We start from the raw sequence: 18,385 nt of genomic DNA, 5'->3' as shown, positions 1-18,385 counted from the left end.
CGATGTCCACCACGTCCGCGACGAGCACCTCGCTCGCGATCGACGGCCTGGTCTCCGGCCTGAAGACGTCCGAGCTCATCAACTCGCTCATGTCGATCGAGCAGGTCCCGCAGACCCTGCTCAAGGCGAAGGTCACGACGACCAACTCGTTCATCTCGTCCCTGCAGACGATCAACGGGCTCGTGCAGTCGCTCGCGACCAAGGCCTCCGCCGCGGCGAAGGCCGGCTCGCTCGACCTGTACACGGCGACGTCGAGCGCGACGAACGCCACCGTGTCGACGAGTGCGGCGGCCACGCCCGGTTCCGTCTCGTTCACCGTCGGGCAGACCGCCGCCGCGCAGGTGGGCGTCACCGCCGCGATGTCGTCCTGGGGGGACACCGCGTCGCCGCTGACGTTCACGAAGCCCGACGGCACGACCACGACGGTCACGCCGAAGACGGGCTCGCTCGACGACACCGTGACGGCGATCAACGCCTCCACCGCCGGGGTCACCGCGACGAAGGTCGCCGCCGGCACCGACGCCGCCGGCACGAAGCTCTACCGCCTGCAACTGACGAGCACCGCCACCGGCGCGGCGAACGGCTTCACCCTGCACCGGGGGACCGCCGCCGACGTCACGGCCGGGACCGCGACGGACGTGTTCGCCGAGACCGGCGCCGCCGTCGTGACCCGGGCCGCCGACGCCTCGGTCACGCTGTGGGCGGGCTCCGCCGCCGCCCAGACCGTGACCAGCGCGACGAACGCGTTCACCGACCTGCTGCCGGGTGTCAACGTCACCGTCTCGAAGACGTCCGCGGACCCCGTGACGATCACGGTGGCCCGCGACACGACGATGGCGCAGGGCGTGGCGTCCGGACTCGTCGACGCGCTGAACGCCGTCACGTCCTACTACGCCTCGAACACCGGCGTGACGAGCACCACCAGCCCGACGAACGGGACGACCACCACCACCGCCGGTGTCCTGCTGGGCGACGCGACCACCCGCTCGGCCGTGCAACGGCTGACGAGCGCGATGTCGACACCGGTGAACGGGAAGTCCCCGTCCTCCATCGGCATCGTCATCTCGAAGGACGGCGACTTCGACTTCGACGCAGCCGCCTTCCAGAAGGCCCTCGCGGCCGACCCCGCCGGGACCCAGGCGATCCTGTCCGGCGTCGCGGAGGCCGTCGCGGACGCCGCCACCACCGCCAGCGACAAGTACTCCGGCTCCATCACCACCGCGATCACGGGCAAGCAGTCCGTGGTCAAGGACCTCACCACGCAGATCGACTCGTGGACCGACCGCCTGACCATGCGTCGGGCGACGCTGCAGACCCAGTACGCCGCGCTCGAGACGAGCCTCAGCAAGCTGCAGTCGCAGTCGAGCTGGCTCGCCGGGCAGCTCGCGTCGATGTCCGCGAACTGAGCCGCAGGAGAACCGACATGAACGCCTACGACCTCAGCGGCGCGGCCGCCTTCCGGCAGGCAGCGACGCCACGTTCGGTGACCGAGCAGCGCCGTGCCCAGTACACGAACGAGGCGGTCCTGTCGGCGACCCCGGCGCAGCTCGTCACGATGCTCTACGACCGACTGCTGCTCGACCTGCACCGCGCCGAGACCGCACAGGTGGCGTCCGACTGGGACGCCGCCCGCGACCAGCTCATGCACGCGCAGGCGATCGTGGGGGAGCTGTCGTCCACGCTGAAGATCGACATGTGGGACGGCGGCGAGGGACTGCTCGCGGTGTACAACTACGCGTCGACGTCCCTCATCACCGCGAACGTGCACCGGGACGTGCAGGCCACGCGTGACTGCATCCGGATCCTCGAGCCGCTCCGCCAGGCCTGGCACGACGCGGCCGCCTCGCTGCCGGCGACCCCGGCCGCACCGCAGCAGACCGCCGGCGGGGCCCTCGGTGTCGCCTGAGTCGGAGACCGACGCCGCGGGTCCGTTCGACGCGCACGGCGACTCGCGCGCCCGCTGGGAAGCGGTGCTCGACGCCCTCGAGGCGACGCTCGACGGTGGCGCGACCGCCGACGAGCCGTGGACCGAACCGACCGGGCTGGGACCGGTCCCGCGCGACCTGGTGGGCCGCGCCTCCCGGCTGCTCGCCGCGCAGCGCGACCGCATCGTCGCCGTCGAGGACGCCCGCCGCACCGCCCTCGACCACCTCGGCGCACTGCGCGCCGTCGACGCCACGCGGCTGCCGTCCGGCTCCGTGTACCTCGACGCCAGCGCCTGACGCACCCGTCGGCCCCCCGTTCGGGGCGACGGCTTACACGGCTCGACGGACCCGCCGATAGGCCATCCCGAGCACGGATCGCTCGACGACAGGCCAGGGATCGGCCACCACCGCTTCGGCGACGTCCTCGGTGACGACGCCCGACGAGGGGACCCCTCCGTGTTCGACTCCGTGACGTCGGCTGCGCTGCAGAGCGCGCTCGACGGTCTCTCGATGCGTCAGCGTGTGATCGCCGACAACATCGCGAACATCAACACGACCGGCTACCGGGCGCAGAAGGTCCGGTTCGAGGACGCGCTCGCGAAGAGCATCGTCGACGGGGACGGCCACACCGCGCCGTCCGTCGCGCGGAGCCTCGAGCCGACCAACACGAACGGGAACAACGTCAACCTCGACGAGGAGACGCTCTCGAACGTCGACACCGTGCTCCGCTACCAGTTCGCCACGCAGGCGGTCGGCGGTGAGGCCACGAGCCTCCGCACGGCGATGCGGACCAACTCGTGACGACCTTCGACGCGATCGGCATCGCGAGCACCGGCATGACCGTGCACCGGAAGTGGCTCGACGCGATCTCCGACAACATCGCGAACGTCAACACCGTCCGGTCGATGGACGACTCCGCGTTCCAGGCCCGGTACGTCGAGGTCCAGGAGGGCAACGGCGTGTCCGGCGCGTACGTGAAGGGCGCTGCGTTCGGCAGCGCCGCCGGCCGCGTGACCTACGAGCCGGACAACCCGCTCGCGGACGCCGAGGGGTACGTCCGCATGCCGGACATCGACCTCGGGACGCAGATGGCGGACCTCATCATGGCCCAGCGCGGCTACCAGGCGAACGCCGCCGTGGTCGACCGTGCCAAGACCGCCTACGAGGCGGCACTGCAGATCGGGAAGAACTGATGCCCATCGACGCCGTGAACGGTGTGACCACCAACGCGATGACGAACGCCGCGACCAGCGTGTCCGGCACCACGAGCGACGGCGGCGACGGGTTCGCCGCGAGCCTCGGGTCCGCCGTCGACGGCCTGCAGCAGCTGCAGAGCGACTCGAAGACGCTCGCGCTCAAGGCGGTCACCGGCAACCTCGACGACATCCACGACGCCACCATCGCGTCCACCCGCGCGCAGGTCACCCTCGAACTCGTCGCCGCCGTCCGCAACAAGGGCGTCGACGCGTTCAACGAGATCATGCGGATGCAGGCCTGATGCCCGCGGGGATGCAGGGCGTGCTCGGCCGGCTCGGCGCGTACGTCAAGGGGTTCACCGCCGCGCAGCGGACCATCGCCGTCATCGGCATCGCCGCCCTCGTGCTCGGGGGCATCGCGCTGGCGTCCTGGCTCGGCAAGCCGTCCTACGCGCCGCTCTTCACCGGGCTGGCCGCCGCCGACGCGAGCTCGATCACCGACCAGCTCACCACCGACGGCGTCCCGTACCAGCTCACCGACGGCGGGGCGACGATCCTCGTGCCGCAGGACAAGGTGTACGGGGAGCGACTCGCGGCCGCGTCGAACGGGCTGCCGTCCTCGAACGAGGGCGGCTACTCGCTGCTCGACACGATGGGCGTGACGAGCTCCGAGTTCCAGCAGGACGTCACCTACAAGCGGGCGATCGAGGGCGAGCTCGCCAAGACCATCTCCGCGATGGACGGCGTGCAGACCGCGAGCGTCCAACTCGCCATCCCGGAGAAGTCCGTGTTCGTCGACGAGGAGAAGGACCCGACCGCGTCGGTGTTCATCGCGACGAAGAACGGCGCCGAGCTCGGCTCGGACCAGGTCCAGGCGATCGTGCACCTGACGAGCGCCGCCGTCGAGGGCATGCAGCCGACCGACGTGTCCGTGGTCGACCAGAAGGGGCAGACCCTGTCCGCGGTCGGCACCGGCGCGACCGGCTCGGGCACCGACCAGGCCGCCGACTACGACGCCGCCACGAGCAAGAAGATCCAGGACCTGCTCGACACGACGCTCGGCGCCGGCAACGCGAGCGTCGTCGTCTCCGCGACGATGAGCGACAACTCCGGCACCCGGACGACCGAGTCCTACACGACGCCGACGACCGGCCCCGTCGCGCTCAACGAGTCCTCCACGAAGGAGGAGTACGGCGCGGGCTCCGGTGCCGGCGCGAACGCCACCGGTGTCCTCGGTCCGGACAACATCGCCGTGCCGAACGGCACCGCGGGCGCCGGGACGGACGGCGGCTACCAGAACGAGTCGGCGACGAAGAACAACGCGGTCGACAAGACGACCGAGACCACCCAGATCCCGGCCGGGGCGATGGACCGCCAGACGATCTCGGTCGCGCTCAACTCCGGGGCGACGTCGGTGCAGGGCGTCAACCTGCAGAGCATCAACGACCTGGTCGCGAACGCCGCCGGCATCGACACGGCGCGGGGCGACCGGGTCGAGGTCGCGATGATGGACTTCGACACGAGCGCCGCGGACGACGCGGCGAAAGCGCTCGAGGCGCAGCAGGAGGCGGACGAGCAGGAAGCGCTCTGGTCGGCGATCCGCACAGCGGGCATCGTCGTCGGCGTCGTGCTGGCACTCGTCGCGGTGATGGTGTTCCTCGCCCGCCGCAGCCGGCGTCAGCAGCGTGAGCAGGTCGACATCGGCGAGCTCGACGCGTTCGGCGATGCGTTCCAGCTGCCGCTCGCCGTCGAACCGGCCGACCACCGCACGGGTCTGGACGCCGGGGACGCGCCGACCGTCGCCCTGCAGGCCCTGCCCGTCGAGGACGCCCCGACGGAGGTGCTCACCACCGACGAGATCACGGCCGAGCGTCGGCGCCAGGACATCTCCGCCCTCGCCGAGCGGGACCCGAAGCGCACGGCCGAGCTCCTCCGCGGGCTGCTCGACGACCGGGCGTCGGTGTGAGCGCCGTCGTCCCCGCGCCCGGCACCGACCGGCAGCTGACCGGCGCGCAGAAGGTGGCGCTCATCCTCATGCAGATGGAGACCGAGCGCGCCGCCGAGGTGATGAAGCAGTTCTCCGAACTCGAGGCCGAGGAGATCTCGGCCGAGATCGTGCGGATGCGTCGCGTCGACGACGAGACCGTCGACCGCACGCTCAGCGAGTTCCACCGCCTGACCCGCACCGGGCGCACCGGTCGCCGCGGCGGCAAGGACACCGCGCTCGGGCTGCTCGAGGCGTCCTTCGGGGCCGAGCGCGCCGCCGGCGTGATGGACCGTCTCGCCTCCAACCTGGCCGGTCAGTCGTTCGAGTTCCTCGACGACGCCGAGCCCGGGCAGGTGATCGCCCTGCTCGAGGGCGAGCTGCCGCAGACCATCGCCCTGGTCCTCGCGCACCTCAAGCCGGGGCAGGCCAGCGCCGTGCTCGCCGGCGTGGACGAGCGGGTCCGGACGGACGTCGCGCAGTCGTTCGCCACCATGGGCACCGCCACCCCGGAGTCGGTGGGCATCGTCGCCGGCGTCCTCCGTGCGCGTGCCGGTGCCGTCGTCTCGCCCCGCGAGAGCGTCGAGGTCGTCGGCGGCATCGCGCCGCTCGTCGAGATCATCAACCGTTCCGACGTCGCGACCGAGAAGGCCGTGCTCGACGGCCTGGAGGCCCGTGACCCGGAGCTCGCCGAGGACATCCGTTCCCGCATGCTCACCTTCGAGGACATCGTCAAGCTCGAGTCGCGCGACATCCAGCAGGTCCTGCGCGGCATCGACTCGAAGATCCTCGCCACCGCCATGAAGGGCGCCCCGGTCGCGGTCGTCGAGACGATCCGCGCCAACGTGTCCGAGCGCAACCGCGAGCTCCTGGACGACGAGGTGCAGTCGATGGGCCCGGTCCGGGTGTCGCAGGTCGAGGAGGCCCGCGCCGAGGTGGTCCGGTCCGTCCGCGAGCTCGAGGCCCAGGGCGTCATCACGGTGCACCGTGCCGAGGAGGACGAGCTCGTTGACTGACGCCTTCGCCCCGGTCGCGTTCCCGGTCATCACGGACGCCGCGGTCACCCGCCGCGCCGCGAGCGCCGACGTCCGTGGGCACGCTGCCGGCTACGCAGCCGGTCTCCGGGTCGCCCAGGTCGAGACGGAGGCGCTCCGTGCAGGGCTCGTCGCCGAGCACGAGGCGCGCCTCGCGGCCCTCGACGCCGTCGTCGCCGAACGGGTCGCCGTCCTCGACCGCGCCGCGGCAGCGCTGCAGGCCCGGGTCGCACCGGTGCTGGCGGCCGCCGAGGAGTCCGTCGCCGCCGCGGCCGTCGACCTCGCCGAGGCCGTCGTCGGGTCCGCGATCCGGGCCTCCCGTCCGGACGGCGACGGCAGCGGTCCGACCGGCCGACGCGCCGCCTCGGCCGAGGAGACCGTCCGACGCGCCCTCGCGGCCGCGGACACGCCGGTCGCGACGGCGGTGCGGCTGAGCCCGGCCGACGCGGCCGTGCTCGCCGACGTGACCCTGCCGGTCCCGGTGGTCGCCGACCCCGCGCTGCGGGACGGCGACGCCGTGGTCGACCTGCCGGACGGCGTCCTCGACGCCCGGATCGACGCAGCGCTCGCCCGCGCCCGCGTCGCGCTCGGGGTCCTCCGGTGACGGCGACCCTGCTCCGGCCACGCGGTCTGGACGTGGCCGTCGCCGCGGCCCGCCCGCAGCGCGTCGGGACCGTGACGAGCGCGGTCGGTCTCGGGCTGACGATCGCCGGGCTCGACGCCCGCGTCGGCGAGGTCATCACGGTCGGGGCCGAGGGCGCCGAGCAGACCGCCGTCGAGGTCGTCGCCACCGACGCGTCCGGCGTGCGCTGCATGCCCCTCGGACGGCTCACCGGCATCACCGCGGGCACACCGGCGCGGTCGACCGGGCGACCCGTCCTCGTCCCGACCGGGACCGGCCTGTTCGGGCGGGTGCTCGACGGGCTCGGACGGCCGATCGACGACCGGGGACCGCTGGACACCGACGCGTGGGTCCCGCTCGACCACGACACGCCGAACGCGATGGCGCGCACCCGGATCGACACCCCGCTGCAGCTCGGCGTCCGGGTGCTCGACACACTCACGACGGTCGGGCGGGGGCAGCGCATGGGGCTCTTCGCGGGCTCCGGCGTCGGCAAGTCCTCGTTGCTGTCGATGATCGCGCGGGGGAGCGACGCCGCCGTCAACGTGATCGCCCTCGTCGGCGAGCGCGGCCGCGAGGTGCGCGAGTTCCTCGAGGACGACCTCGGCGCGGAGGGGCTCGCGCGGTCGATCGTCGTCGTGTCGACGTCCGACGAACCGGCCCTCATGCGGCTGCGCGCGGCCTTCGTCGCCACCCGGATCGCGGAGTCGTTCCGCGACGCCGGCCAGGACGTCGTCCTCATGATGGACTCGCTCACCCGCGTCGCGATGGCCCAGCGCGAGATCGGGCTGTCGGTCGGGGAACCCCCGGCCACCCGGGGCTACCCGCCGTCGACCTTCTCCGTGCTCGCCGGGTTGCTCGAGCGTGCCGGCACCGACCGGGTCGGCAGCGTCACCGGGCTGTACACCGTGCTCGTGGACGGCGACGACCACAACGAGCCGATCGCCGACGCGGCGCGCAGCATCCTGGACGGACACGTCGTGCTCGACCGCAAGCTCGCGGTCACCGGGCACTTCCCGTCCGTCGACGCGCTCGGGTCGATCTCGCGCGTGGCCTCGAAGGTGACGACCCCCGAGCAGCGGGCGGTCGCGACCACCCTGCGGAAGGTCATGGCAGCGCGACGCAGCGCCCAGGACCTGCTCGACGTCGGTGCCTACCAGCGCGGGACGAACCCGCTCGTGGACGCCGCCGTGGACCACCAGGACGCCATCGACGGGTTCCTGCGGCAGGGCATGGCCGAGCAGGTCACCGCCGCGGGGTCCTGGGAGCGACTGGCCGGTCTCGTCCGCACGCTCGGCGTGTCCGGGGGCGTGTCCTGATGGCGCGCCGGTTCCCGCTCGCCGGGCTCCTCCGCCTGCGGCACGCCGAACAGGACCGTGCCGCAGCGTCCCTCGCCGACGCGAACGGACGGGTCCGCGACGCCGCCGACGCCCGGATGGCCGCACGCCGCACCCTCGACGACGAGCCGCAGACGGTGACCGACGCAGCGACGCTCAGCGCCGTCGCGTCGGCCCGTGCCGCGACCCGGGGGATGCTCGAGGAACTCGACGCCGTCGTCCGGTCCCGCCGTGCCGACGCCGAGCGGGCGCAGGAGACCTACAACGCCGCACGCCGGTCCGCCCTCGGGCTGGAGAAGCTCGAGGGGCAGCACACCAGCCGTGTCGCCGCCGAGGACCTGCGTGCCGAACAGACCGCGCTCGACGAGATCGCCGCGCGCCGCCGCACCGAAGGGGGAAGCCGATGAGCATCGACGCCGTGCTCTCGCGGATCAGTGAGATCCGCAGCCGGATCGAGACGCTGCAGGGCGGTACCACCGTGCCGACGTCCGCCGCGTCCTCGTCCGCCTTCGCCGACGCCCTGGCCACCGCCACGGGTACCGGCACCGGCTCCGCCACGGCGGCGCCCGCCGCTCCGGCGAGCACGGCCGCCGCGTCCGCCGCCCCCGCGACCTCCGTCGACGCCGGGCACGGCACCATCGCGACCGGCAGCGGCGCGACCGGGGACGACGTCGTCGCCGCCGCGAAGCAGTACCTCGGCGTCCCGTACGTATTCGGCGGCGAGACCCGGGCCGGCATGGACTGCTCCGGTCTCGTGCAGACCGTCTTCAAGGACCTCGGCGTGAGCATGCCCCGCGTCGTGCCGGACCAGGCCGACATGGGCGTCGCGGTGCCGTCGCTCGCGCAGGCGCAACCCGGTGACCTCATCATCCCGAAGGGCGAGGGGCACATCGTCATCTACCTGGGCGACGGCAAGGTCCTGCACGCGCCGCGGCCCGGCAAGGACGTCCGGATCGTCGACAACTGGTACTCGGACGGCGACATCGCCACCATCCGGCGCATCGTCCCCTCCGCCCAGGAGGCAGCAGCCGCTGCCGCCGCGAAGGCCGTCCCGACGGTCGGTGCAGCGGGGACGCCGAGCACGACCGACCTGCAGACCGCGGCACTCAAGTCGCTCCTCGCCGGGAGCGCCGCATGAACGCCGTGACCGCTCCGCCGTCCGGAGTCGCCCCGGGGGTCGACGCGTCCCGTGGCCGGAGCACCAGCAGGCCGGACGCCGCTGCCGGCTTCGGACTGGCGTTGACGACCGCCGCCGCGCAGCTCGCCTCCGGGCGGTCCGACGAACGCGGTGTGGCCCGGGACGGCAGGACCTCGTCCGCGAGCCGGTCGTCGGCCGACACCGCCGCCCGACCGAGCGCCGACGCCGACGCCACAGCCCCCGCCGGCGACCCGTCGGTCGTCGACGCCGGTGTGGTCCCTCTCGGCGGGACCCTCCCGGTCGTGCCGACGAGTGGGACGGTGGCGTCGGGTACGCAGTCCGGTCCCGTATCCGCTGCGCCGGTCCCGGCGGCGAACGGTGGGACCCCGGGCGCTGCAGACCCGGGCGAGCCGACCACGGCCGGCCCGGAGACCGTCGCGGTGACGACCGGCGGTCCGTCCGCCGCCGTCGCTGCCGCTCCGACCGGCCTCGACACGGCGGGAGCACTCGCTCCCGCGTCCGGACCGTCCACTACCGCCGCCGACCGGTCCTCGACCGGCAGCGAGACCACTCGTGCCGCGGACGTCGTCACGGCCGACGGCGCCGGCGGGCCCTCGGGCCCCTCCGCACCGATCGTCGCCGTGGGATCCCCGGACGCCGGCGCCGCGGTCGCGACGGGCGCGGTCCCGGCCATCGCGGTCCCGGCAGCTGCCGCCACCGGTTCCCCGAGCGGCTCGACAGCGGGCGCGACGGGCAGCGGGGTCGGTACGCCGACACCGGTCGCCACGGCACCGTCGGCCACCGGGCAGTCCGCTCCCGCTCAGGCAGACCCGGCACCGGCCACTCCCGCCCTGTCCACTCCGGCGCTGTCCACCCCGCCGCTGTCCACCCCGCCGCTGGCGACCCCGGCGCTGGCGACCCCGGCCACGGCCGCTCCGACCACGGCCGGCGCGGCAGCCGGTGGCGCGCAGTCGGGCGCCGCTCGACCCGGCCACGCGGCGGGCGCAGCCGCTCCCGACCAGGGCGGGACGGGCCTCCCGGCCGTGACCGGAACAGACGCACCGGTCGTGCTCGCCGCCCCGGCGACCACCGGGTCGACCGCGTCGACCAGCGGCGCAACCGCACCCGCCGCCCCCACCGGCACCGCAGCGCCGAACCAGCCCCTCACCCAGCAGCTCGCGCGACCGCTGTTCTCGCTCGCGGCCGCCGGTCCCGGTCAGCACGTCGTGACCGTGCAGCTGACGCCCGACGCGCTCGGTCCGGTCACGGTCCGTGCCCACGTCACGGGGCACGGCATGCACGTCGAGCTGTTCGCCGCCTCCGATGCCGGGCGCGATGCCGTCCGCCAGATCCTGCCCGACCTGCGCCGCGAGGCCGCGGGCGGCACGACCCTCGACCTGTCCGCCCAGAACCGGCCGGGCGGTGACCCGGCCGACGCCGGAGCCCGCGACGGCCGCCGGGGAGCAGGTCCGGACACGGTCCGCACCGACCCCCGCCTGGCCGGCCGGGAGGCCCGCCTCACCGCTGCCTCCGACCGCCCCTCCGCCTCGACCACCGTCCGCACCGCGGGACTCGACGTCCTCGCCTGACCGGCCACCACGACAAGGAACACGACATGCCACTCGACGGGATCACGGGCTCCGTGGACACCGCCACGCAGGCCGCCGCCCTCGCGGCCGACGCGGCGTCCTCGCGGTCGCAGACGATGGACTCCGAGGTCTTCATGAAGCTCCTCGTGACGCAACTCCGCAACCAGGACCCGTCGTCGCCGATGGACACGAACCAGATGATCAGCCAGCAGACGCAGCTCGCGATGATGGAGCAGATCACCAACCAGACCACGACGGCCAACGAGGGCTTCTCGTTGCAGATGCGCATGGCCGCCGCGAACCTCGTCGGGAAGCAGGTCAGCTACACCGACGCCACCTCGGGCAAGGCCGTCACCGGGACCGCGACCGCGGTGTCCTACGCCGAGAGCGTGCCGACCGTGACCGTGAACGGGAAGGAGGTCGATCTCGACGTGATCTCCGGTATCTCCACCGCCTCCGGCTCCTGACCCTCCCTCCTCCTCCTCCGCTTCCTCGTCCACGAAGGGACGCACCATGCTCCGCTCGCTCTACTCCGGCATCTCCGGCCTCCGCTCGCACCAGCAGATGCTCGACGTCACCGGCAACAACATCGCCAACGTGAACACCGTCGGGTTCAAGACCTCGACCACCGTGTTCCAGGACACCCTCTCCCAGATGACCCAGGGTGCCGGTGGTCCGCAGACCGGCATCGGCGGCACGAACCCCGCGCAGATCGGTCTCGGCGTGCAGGTCGCCGGTGTCTCGACCAACTTCGCCCAGGGCTCGGCGCAGGCCACCGGCAAGGCGACCGACCTGATGATCTCCGGTGATGGCTTCTTCGTCACCCGCCTCGGCAACGACACCGTCTACAGCCGCGCCGGCGCGTTCGACTTCGACGCCGACGGTCGCCTCGTCACCGCCGACGGCAAGATCGTGCAGGGCTACTCCGCCACCAACGGCGTCGTGAACGACGGCGGGCAGCTCACCGACATCACCCTGCCGCTGCAGGCCGCCGCACCCGCCACCGCGACGAGTGCCGCCACCGTGTCCGGCAACCTGCCGTCCGACACCGCGGTGGGGGAGACCCTGAACCGCGACGCCACCGTCTTCGACCAGTACGGGACGAAGCACACCCTCTCGCTCGCCTACACGAAGACGGCCACCGGCTGGTCCGTCGCGGCCTCGAACGGGCAGGGCACCTCGGCCACCGGGACGATCGCCTTCGGCACCGACGGCAAGATCTCGCGCGGCGCCACCCTGCAGGTCGGTGGCATCGCGGTCGACATGACCCAGCTCACCGGCTTCGCGGCGCTGAACACCGCGTCGATCTCGTCGCAGAACGGCCACGAGGCGGGGTCGCTGCAGAGCTACTCCATCTCGAAGGACGGCACCGTGATGGGGACGTTCTCGAACGGCTCCTCGCTCGCCGTCGGACGGATCGCCCTCGCCACGTTCGCCAACCCGGCCGGCCTCGAGAAGACCGGGGCGTCGGGCTACCGCGCGACGGCGAACTCCGGCCAGGCGGCCGTCGGCGTCCCGGGGTCCGCGGGCGTGGGCTCCCTCGCGGCGGGCACGCTCGAGATGTCGAACGTCGACCTGTCGCAGGAGTTCACGAACCTCATCGTGGCGCAGCGCGGCTTCCAGGCGAACGCGCGCATCATCACCACCTCGGACGAGGTGCTGCAGGAGCTCACGAACCTGAAGCGCTGAGTCCACGGGGGGCTCCGCCGGCTCCTGTCCAGGGGTGCTCCCGCAGTCCTGCGGGAGCACCCCTGTCCCTGTGGCGCGGCCTACGCGTCGTCGCTGGCGGGCCAGCGCGCGGGGAAGGCGGTGCGTCGGCCGACGAGCGTGAGCACGAACGCGACCACGCCGAGGACGGTCATCGTGGCGGGGAGCACGAGCCCGTCGAACGCCGTCAGGAGCAGGGCGCCGACGATGCCCGCGGCGAAGATCGCGACGTTGAAGGCGACGGGCAGGAACGCGCTGGCGACGTCCGCGTCATCACCGCCGGCGACGGTGAGGGCGGTCTGCAGTTGCGTCGACGCTCCTCCGAAACCGAGTCCCCAGAGCACCGCGGCGACGACGACCGCCGGAGCCGATGCGTGCACGGTGAGCAGGGTGACGGCGGCTGCGATGAAGACGAGGACGCTCGCGTGGAGGAGGGTCCGAGGGTGGCGGTCGATGACGGCTCCGGTGATCGCGACACCGAGGACGGAGGCGATGCCGTAGAGCAGCAGCAGCACGTCGACCCCGATGCCGTTCCCCGCGACGCGCAGGTACGGCTCGATGTACGTGTAGATGGTGTTGTGGCCGAGCATCCAGGCGGCGATGACGGCGAGCACGACCGCGACGCCGGGCTTGCTGATGACGCGTCGGACGGGAAGGCGCGAGGCGGCTGGTCGTCCCTCGACGTCGGGGACGACGACCACGATCAGCACCAGCACGATCATGCCGATGGCACTCAGGCCGCCGAATGACCACCGCCAGCCGAAGGCGGTGCCGAGTGCGGACCCGAGCGGTGTTCCGAGGGCGAACCCGAGCGGCGCACCCACGGACACGACGGCGAGCGAGAGGCCAGCACGGCTCGGTGGGCTGATCTTCCGGGCGTACGCGGCGAACATGCCCCAGACCACCCCGGAGGCGGCTCCTGCGAGCAGGCGGGATGCGAGCGAGAGCGCCACGACCCCGGACAGCGCGGTGAGGGTGTTCCCCAGCACCAGTACGGTGATCGCGGTGAGGAGCAGGGGCTTCCGGCGGAATCCGCGGGTGAGGGTGATCGCGGGGACCGTGACGACGATCGTGCCGAGGGCGTAGGCGCTGATCATCAGCCCGATGGTGCTCTCGCTGGTGCTGAGGCCGCTGGCCATCGCGGAGAGCAGCCCGGCCGGCATCGTCTCCATGGTGACGAGCACGAACCCCATGGCGGTGAGGAGGAACAGGCTGAGCCATGGCATGCGTTCCGGTGCGGCAGTCCCAGCAGGCGCCGCCGTCATCGCGTCGTTCGTCATGTCGTTCCTCTCGATCGGGGGAAGAGGCGGCCCGGTGGGAGTGGTCCCGCCGGGCCGCTGGGATCAGCGGTAGTAGCTCGGTCGGCGCAGGGCGTCGTGCCGCTCGAGGGCGTGCACCTCGTCGTCGGTGAGCTCGATGTGCACGGCCGCTGCGGCGTCGGAGAGGTGGTGCTCCTTCGTCGCGCCGACGATGCGCTGTGCGGCGTCGCCACCAGCGATGAGCGCCGCCACGGTGACGAACCTGCGGTCCCTGGCAGCGAGGCCGGGCCGGTTCCAGACGTCGTCGAACAGCACGTCATCGGTGAGGGCGGCGAGCTTCGGGGCGATGTCGCCGATGGCGCGGCGACCACCGCCGACCTGGCGGGGCTGGTTGCTCATCGGGTGGTACCTGCGGACGTGTGCGCGGCCTGGTACTGCTCGTCGGTGACGGGCTCGAGCCAACGCGTGGGGTCGGAGCCGTCCTCGTTCACGTCCAGCAGGGCGAGGTGCGCCATCAGGGTGTCGTCGGCAGCACCGTGCCAGTGTTCTTCCCCAGGCGGGGGCCACACGGTCTCGCCCGCGCGGATCCGGACCACTCGCCCGTCGCGGGTGCCGACGAAGCCGCTGCCCTCGACGCCGTGCAACGTCTGTCCGACGTCGTGGGAGTGCCAGTTGGAGCGAGCTCCGGGCGTGAAGCGCACCAGCGCGGCAGTGAGTCGGGAGGGTGCGGTCGGCCCGGTGATGGGGGTCACCCACACGTCACCGGTGAAGGTGGCGCCGGGGCCGTGCGCCGTGGGCGTCACTGATCTGTGTTCCATGATGATTCCTTCGGGATGCTGGTGGCCGGTCAGAGGGTGAGGAGCACCTTCGTGGCGCGACGCTCGTCCATGGCCTTGTAGCCCTCGGCGGCCTGGTCGAGCGGGAGGGTGAGGTCGAAGACCTTGCCCGGATCGATCTCCCGGTCCCAGATGAGCTGGATCAGCTCAGGCAGGAAGCGGCGCACCGGCGCGGGGCCACCGTGGATGCTCACACCGCACCCGAACAAGGTGTCGCCCGTGATGGTCAGGTCGTGGGAGACGCCGACGAAGCCGAGGTGCCCACCGGGGCGGGTGGCGCCGATGGCCTGGTCCATGGCGCCCTGCGTGCCGACGGCTTCGACCGTGCTGTGCGCGCCGAGTCCGTCGGTCAGTTCCTTCACCATGGCGATGAAGTCGTCGCCGCGCTCCTCGAGCACGTCGGTGGCGCCGAAGTCGCGGGCCAGCGCCTGCCGGTGCGCGTGACGGCTGGAGACGATGATCCGGTCAGTGCCCAGCTGCTTCGCCGCGATCACCGCGCAGAGTCCGACCGCGCCGTCGCCGACGATCGCGACGGTCTTGCCGGGGCCGACCTCGGCGGCGACGGCGGCGAACCAACCGGTGCCGAGCACGTCCGACGCAGCCATCAGCGACGGGATCAGGTCAGCGTCGGGCAGCCCGGGCGTCTTCACCAGGGTGCCGTCGGCGAGCGGAATGCGTGCCTTCGTGGACTGCGTGCCGATCGTACCCATCAGGACCCGGTGCGTGCAGAAGGACTGGTACCGGGCCTGACAGATCTCGCACGTGTTGTCGGAGGCCCAGAACGACCCGACGACGAAGTCGCCGGGCTGCACGGTCGTGATGTCGGCACCGATCTCCTCGACCACGCCGACGTATTCGTGGCCCATCGGCCAGTGGTCCACTGGCTCAGCGCCTCGGTACGGCCACAGGTCGGAACCACAGATGCACGTCGCTGCCAGCCGGATGACGGCGTCGGTGGGCTCGACGATCGTCGGGTCTTCGCGCTCTTCGACGGTGACGTCGCCGGGCGCGTTCATGACCACTCCACGCATGGGACTGCTCCTTGTTCGGGGACACGGCACCGGGCGGGGTGCCATGTCCTCCACTCAAGCGGTGGCTGCGCAGAAGAGGGAGTTCCTGGTGTGGGGTGTACGGAGAGAGGACCCCACACCGCCGAGGACGGATCGGGGACGGGAAGGATCAATCGGTGCGCGTCGCCGAGGCCGCGGTCCACGACGCGAGCAGCTCGAGGGCGTGCGCGGTCGGGGACCCGGGTTCGGCTGCGTAGATGGTCATCGACAGGCCGGGATCGGAGAGCATGTCGACGCTCTCGTACGCGAGGTCGAGGTCCCCGACGACGGCGTGGTGGAACAGCTTGCTGCCCGCGCCGTGGAGGCGTACGTCTTGGCGGCCCCACCGCTGCCGGAAATCGGCACTCCGCGTGGAGAGCTCCCCGACGAGGTCCTGCAACGCCTTGTCGTGCGGGTCGCGACCGGCCTCCGTCCGCAGGATCGCGACGGCGGTGTCCGCGGCGACGTCCCAGTTCGGGTAGAAGCCATGGCTGTCGTCGTGCAGGAAGGTGTAGCGGACGAAGTTCGGCGTCTCCCCCGGGTAGGCGTCGTAGAGGGCGGCGTGCATGGCCTGACCCAAGTGGTTCGCTGCGAGCAAGTCCATGCGACCGTTCCGGATGATGGCCGGGGCAGTGATGCTGTCGAGCACCCACTGCAGCGCCGGGCGTGGCTTCCACTGCTTCGCGGGACGCCGCCGAGGCCGCATGGCGGCGGCGGTGCCGTCGGCGGCCTGAGCGAGGTGGAACAGGTGCGCACGCTCGGCGTCGTCCAACTGCAACGCACGAGCCAGGGCGTCGAGCACCGACGCGGAGACGCCGGCGAGTGCACCGCGCTCGAGTTTGGCGTAGTACTCAGGGCTGACCCCGGCGATGGTCGCGACCTCACCGCGTCGGAGACCCTGGACGCGACGCACACCGGACACCTGGATGCCGGCCTGCTCCGGGCTGATGCGGGCCCGGCGCGAGGAGAGGAACTGTGCAGCGTCAGCGTGGTCGTCCATGTCGAAGCACGATAGGCGATCGGCAACCGGGCAGGCACACCCTGCCGGTACACGTCGCGGCCCCTGTACGGGACCATGCCAGTGCCATCGCAGGGCACGCCGCCGTCCATCCGCCACCAGACCCGGCGCTCTGCGCTGCACTCGTCGCGGGCGGCAACGTGGATCATCTCCGGCTGGCGCTCCGACGTTCCGTCCGTGTAGGGTCACGATCACTGAGGTAAAAGGCGCTGCTCTGTGTGGCGCACCAGCACGCGGCATCGAACGAGTCGCCACTTCTTCTCGCGAAGGAGTGTGCCCCGTGTCGCCCAGCCCCTCTCGTCTCTCCGATGCCTGGGTTGCCCTGGCGGGTCTCTCGTCGGTGTTCCTGTTCGAGATGCTCGACAACTCCGTGCTCAACGTCGCCCTGCCGAGCATCGGCCGCGACCTGAGGTCGTCGACGACGGGCTTGCAGTGGGTGTCGGGCGCCTACTCGGTGGCGTTCGGCGGGCTCATGCTGCTCTTCGGCGCCGTGGCCGACCGTGTCGGCCGTCGCCGGGTGATGCTGTCCGGCCTCGTCCTGCTCGCGGTGGCGAGCTTCGCCACCGCAGCGGTCACGACGACCGGGCAGCTCATCGCCGTGCGGGTCGTGATGGGCATCGCCGCGGCGATGACCACCCCCGGGTCGATGGCGTTGGCGTTCCGGCTCTTCGACGACGAGGGGCTCCGCGTGCGGGCGCTCACCGTCATCTCGACCGCGGGGCTCGTCGGACTGGCCGTCGGCCCGACGGTGGGCGGGTTCGTCCTCGCCGTCGCCCCGTGGCAGGTGCTGCTGCTGGCCGACGTGCCGATCGCGCTGCTCGCCCTCGTCGGCATCCGACTCGGGGTCGCCCGTGACGAAGCGTCAGCCCTCCGGCGCGACCCGGTCGACGTCATCGGCGGGCTGCTGGGTACCGCCACCGTGACGGCAGCGCTCGTGACGCCCACCCTCCTCGTCCACCCGGGGAGCACCTCCCCGTGGGGGTGGACCACCCTCGCCCTGGCCGCGGTGGCAGCGGCGGGCTTCGTCGTCCGCGAACGGACGGCGCCGCACCCGCTGATCGACCTGCACCTGCTCGCCCGACCGCTGGTGTCCAGCGGTCTCGCGTTCAAGGCCGCGTCAGGACTCGCCGTGGCCGGGTTGTCGTACCTCGTGACGCTGCAGCTGCAGTTCGCCTGGGGGTGGCCGCCGGCACTGGCTGCGCTGGGGACCCTGCCGCAGGTCGTCGTCCTGCTGGCCGGCGGCAGGTTCGTCGGGCCGATCGTCCACCGGGTCGGCCTCGGCCGGGCTGCGTGGACGAGCGCAGCCGCGGTCGTGTCGGGCCTCGCCGTCTTCGGCGCCCTGAGCCGCCTCGGCTACGTGTGGGTGCTCATCGCGCTCGTGCTCGTCGCCGCCGGTATGCGGGTCGTCGGCGTCGTCGCCGGCGCTTCGGTGCTCTCGGGTCTGCCTGCGGACCGCACCTCGGTCGGTGCCGCTCTCGTCGACACCTCGAGTGAACTCGCCGGGGGCGCCGCGGTCGCCGTGGCGGGGACCGTCGTCGCCGCCTTCGTCACCGGGAGCATCACCACGTCCGGGTGGACGGCCGTACGCTCGGGCGCGTTCCAGGACGGCCTCGCCGTCGCAGGGCTCGGGCTCGCCGCCGTCGCCGCCCTGCTCGTCGTCGTCGGGATGCTCCTGTCTCTTATACACATCT

General features: G+C 72.4%; 21 protein-coding genes. 16 read left to right on the top strand and 5 right to left on the bottom strand.

The window, feature by feature from the left end; all coding sequences use genetic code 11:
• The first annotated feature begins 2 nt into the window (after positions 1 to 2).
• The 15 genes from fliD (at position 3) to DEJ16_RS11895 (ending at position 12,514) form a co-directional block, all read left to right on the top strand.
• Positions 3 to 1,406 carry a flagellar filament capping protein FliD gene (gene fliD, locus DEJ16_RS11965; RefSeq protein WP_110825482.1) on the top strand — a complete coding sequence of 468 codons (1,404 nt, stop codon included), beginning with the start codon at positions 3 to 5 and terminating at the stop codon, positions 1,404 to 1,406.
• A gap of 17 nt (positions 1,407 to 1,423) precedes the next feature.
• The gene (gene fliS, locus DEJ16_RS11960; RefSeq protein WP_110825483.1) at positions 1,424 to 1,906 is read left to right on the top strand and encodes a flagellar export chaperone FliS; all 483 of its coding nucleotides are present in this window, start codon (positions 1,424 to 1,426) and stop codon (positions 1,904 to 1,906) included.
• Entirely contained in the window at positions 1,896 to 2,222 is a 327-nt protein-coding gene (locus tag DEJ16_RS11955) for a hypothetical protein (protein WP_110825484.1), read from the top strand. Before fliS ends, DEJ16_RS11955 begins: the two co-directional genes overlap by 11 nt.
• A 159-nt stretch (positions 2,223 to 2,381) precedes the next feature.
• Complete coding sequence (locus tag DEJ16_RS11950) at positions 2,382 to 2,726, top strand: flagellar basal body protein (RefSeq protein WP_110825485.1); 345 nt, start codon at positions 2,382 to 2,384, stop codon at positions 2,724 to 2,726.
• Positions 2,723 to 3,118, top strand: coding sequence for a flagellar basal body rod protein FlgC (locus DEJ16_RS11945; protein WP_258365955.1), 396 nt, complete (start codon positions 2,723 to 2,725; stop codon positions 3,116 to 3,118). Before DEJ16_RS11950 ends, DEJ16_RS11945 begins: the two co-directional genes overlap by 4 nt.
• Positions 3,118 to 3,423 carry a flagellar hook-basal body complex protein FliE gene (gene fliE / locus DEJ16_RS11940; protein WP_110825486.1) on the top strand — a complete coding sequence of 102 codons (306 nt, stop codon included), beginning with the start codon at positions 3,118 to 3,120 and terminating at the stop codon, positions 3,421 to 3,423. Before DEJ16_RS11945 ends, fliE begins: the two co-directional genes overlap by 1 nt.
• Positions 3,423 to 5,087, top strand: a complete 1,665-nt coding sequence (gene fliF / locus DEJ16_RS11935) for a flagellar basal-body MS-ring/collar protein FliF (RefSeq protein WP_110825487.1) — start codon at positions 3,423 to 3,425, stop codon at positions 5,085 to 5,087. The genes fliE and fliF overlap by 1 nt, the downstream gene beginning before the upstream one ends.
• Positions 5,084 to 6,121, top strand: coding sequence for a flagellar motor switch protein FliG (gene fliG / locus DEJ16_RS11930; RefSeq protein WP_110825488.1), 1,038 nt, complete (start codon positions 5,084 to 5,086; stop codon positions 6,119 to 6,121). Before fliF ends, fliG begins: the two co-directional genes overlap by 4 nt.
• Positions 6,114 to 6,743, top strand: a complete 630-nt coding sequence (locus DEJ16_RS11925; protein ID WP_110825489.1) for a hypothetical protein — start codon at positions 6,114 to 6,116, stop codon at positions 6,741 to 6,743. The genes fliG and DEJ16_RS11925 overlap by 8 nt, the downstream gene beginning before the upstream one ends.
• Positions 6,740 to 8,080 carry a FliI/YscN family ATPase gene (locus tag DEJ16_RS11920; RefSeq protein WP_110825490.1) on the top strand — a complete coding sequence of 447 codons (1,341 nt, stop codon included), beginning with the start codon at positions 6,740 to 6,742 and terminating at the stop codon, positions 8,078 to 8,080. The genes DEJ16_RS11925 and DEJ16_RS11920 overlap by 4 nt, the downstream gene beginning before the upstream one ends.
• Positions 8,080 to 8,505 (top strand): flagellar FliJ family protein, encoded by a 426-nt coding sequence (locus tag DEJ16_RS11915; RefSeq protein ID WP_110825491.1) that lies wholly within the window; start codon positions 8,080 to 8,082, stop codon positions 8,503 to 8,505. The genes DEJ16_RS11920 and DEJ16_RS11915 overlap by 1 nt, the downstream gene beginning before the upstream one ends.
• On the top strand, positions 8,502 to 9,236 hold the full coding sequence (locus DEJ16_RS11910; RefSeq protein ID WP_110825492.1) for a C40 family peptidase: 735 nt from the start codon (positions 8,502 to 8,504) through the stop codon (positions 9,234 to 9,236). The genes DEJ16_RS11915 and DEJ16_RS11910 overlap by 4 nt, the downstream gene beginning before the upstream one ends.
• Positions 9,233 to 10,825 carry a flagellar hook-length control protein FliK gene (locus DEJ16_RS11905; RefSeq protein ID WP_110825493.1) on the top strand — a complete coding sequence of 531 codons (1,593 nt, stop codon included), beginning with the start codon at positions 9,233 to 9,235 and terminating at the stop codon, positions 10,823 to 10,825. Before DEJ16_RS11910 ends, DEJ16_RS11905 begins: the two co-directional genes overlap by 4 nt.
• 26 nt (positions 10,826 to 10,851) lie before the next feature.
• Complete coding sequence (locus tag DEJ16_RS11900) at positions 10,852 to 11,292, top strand: flagellar hook assembly protein FlgD (RefSeq protein ID WP_110825494.1); 441 nt, start codon at positions 10,852 to 10,854, stop codon at positions 11,290 to 11,292.
• Positions 11,293 to 11,338: 46 nt separating this feature from the next.
• The gene (locus DEJ16_RS11895; RefSeq protein ID WP_110825495.1) at positions 11,339 to 12,514 is read left to right on the top strand and encodes a flagellar hook protein FlgE; all 1,176 of its coding nucleotides are present in this window, start codon (positions 11,339 to 11,341) and stop codon (positions 12,512 to 12,514) included.
• Between the two features lie 80 nt (positions 12,515 to 12,594).
• Here DEJ16_RS11895 and DEJ16_RS11890 read toward each other — a convergent pair whose 3' ends face one another.
• The 5 genes from DEJ16_RS11890 to DEJ16_RS11870 all read right to left on the bottom strand — a co-directional run bounded on the left by DEJ16_RS11890 (position 12,595) and on the right by DEJ16_RS11870 (position 16,676).
• On the bottom strand, positions 12,595 to 13,812 hold the full coding sequence (locus tag DEJ16_RS11890; RefSeq protein WP_110825496.1) for an MFS transporter: 1,218 nt from the start codon (positions 13,810 to 13,812) through the stop codon (positions 12,595 to 12,597).
• Positions 13,813 to 13,875: 63 nt separating this feature from the next.
• Entirely contained in the window at positions 13,876 to 14,190 is a 315-nt protein-coding gene (locus DEJ16_RS15990) for a carboxymuconolactone decarboxylase family protein (protein ID WP_258365954.1), read from the bottom strand.
• The gene (locus DEJ16_RS11880; protein WP_110825497.1) at positions 14,187 to 14,609 is read right to left on the bottom strand and encodes a cupin domain-containing protein; all 423 of its coding nucleotides are present in this window, start codon (positions 14,607 to 14,609) and stop codon (positions 14,187 to 14,189) included. The genes DEJ16_RS15990 and DEJ16_RS11880 overlap by 4 nt, the downstream gene beginning before the upstream one ends.
• 29 nt (positions 14,610 to 14,638) lie before the next feature.
• Positions 14,639 to 15,658, bottom strand: a complete 1,020-nt coding sequence (locus DEJ16_RS11875; RefSeq protein WP_110825498.1) for a zinc-dependent alcohol dehydrogenase family protein — start codon at positions 15,656 to 15,658, stop codon at positions 14,639 to 14,641.
• A 148-nt stretch (positions 15,659 to 15,806) separates the two neighbouring features.
• On the bottom strand, positions 15,807 to 16,676 hold the full coding sequence (locus DEJ16_RS11870; protein WP_110825499.1) for a helix-turn-helix transcriptional regulator: 870 nt from the start codon (positions 16,674 to 16,676) through the stop codon (positions 15,807 to 15,809).
• Positions 16,677 to 16,974: 298 nt separating this feature from the next.
• Here DEJ16_RS11870 and DEJ16_RS11865 point away from each other — a divergent pair.
• Positions 16,975 to 18,385 (top strand): MFS transporter (locus tag DEJ16_RS11865; RefSeq protein ID WP_309146413.1); only part of this gene is annotated, 1,411 nt, incomplete at its 3' end.

This window comes from Curtobacterium sp. MCJR17_055 (assembly GCF_003224335.1).
Taxonomy (GTDB): Bacteria; Actinomycetota; Actinomycetes; order Actinomycetales; family Microbacteriaceae; genus Curtobacterium.
Note: the sequence above shows the minus strand (reverse complement) of the source record. Positions and strands in the feature narration are given on the sequence as shown.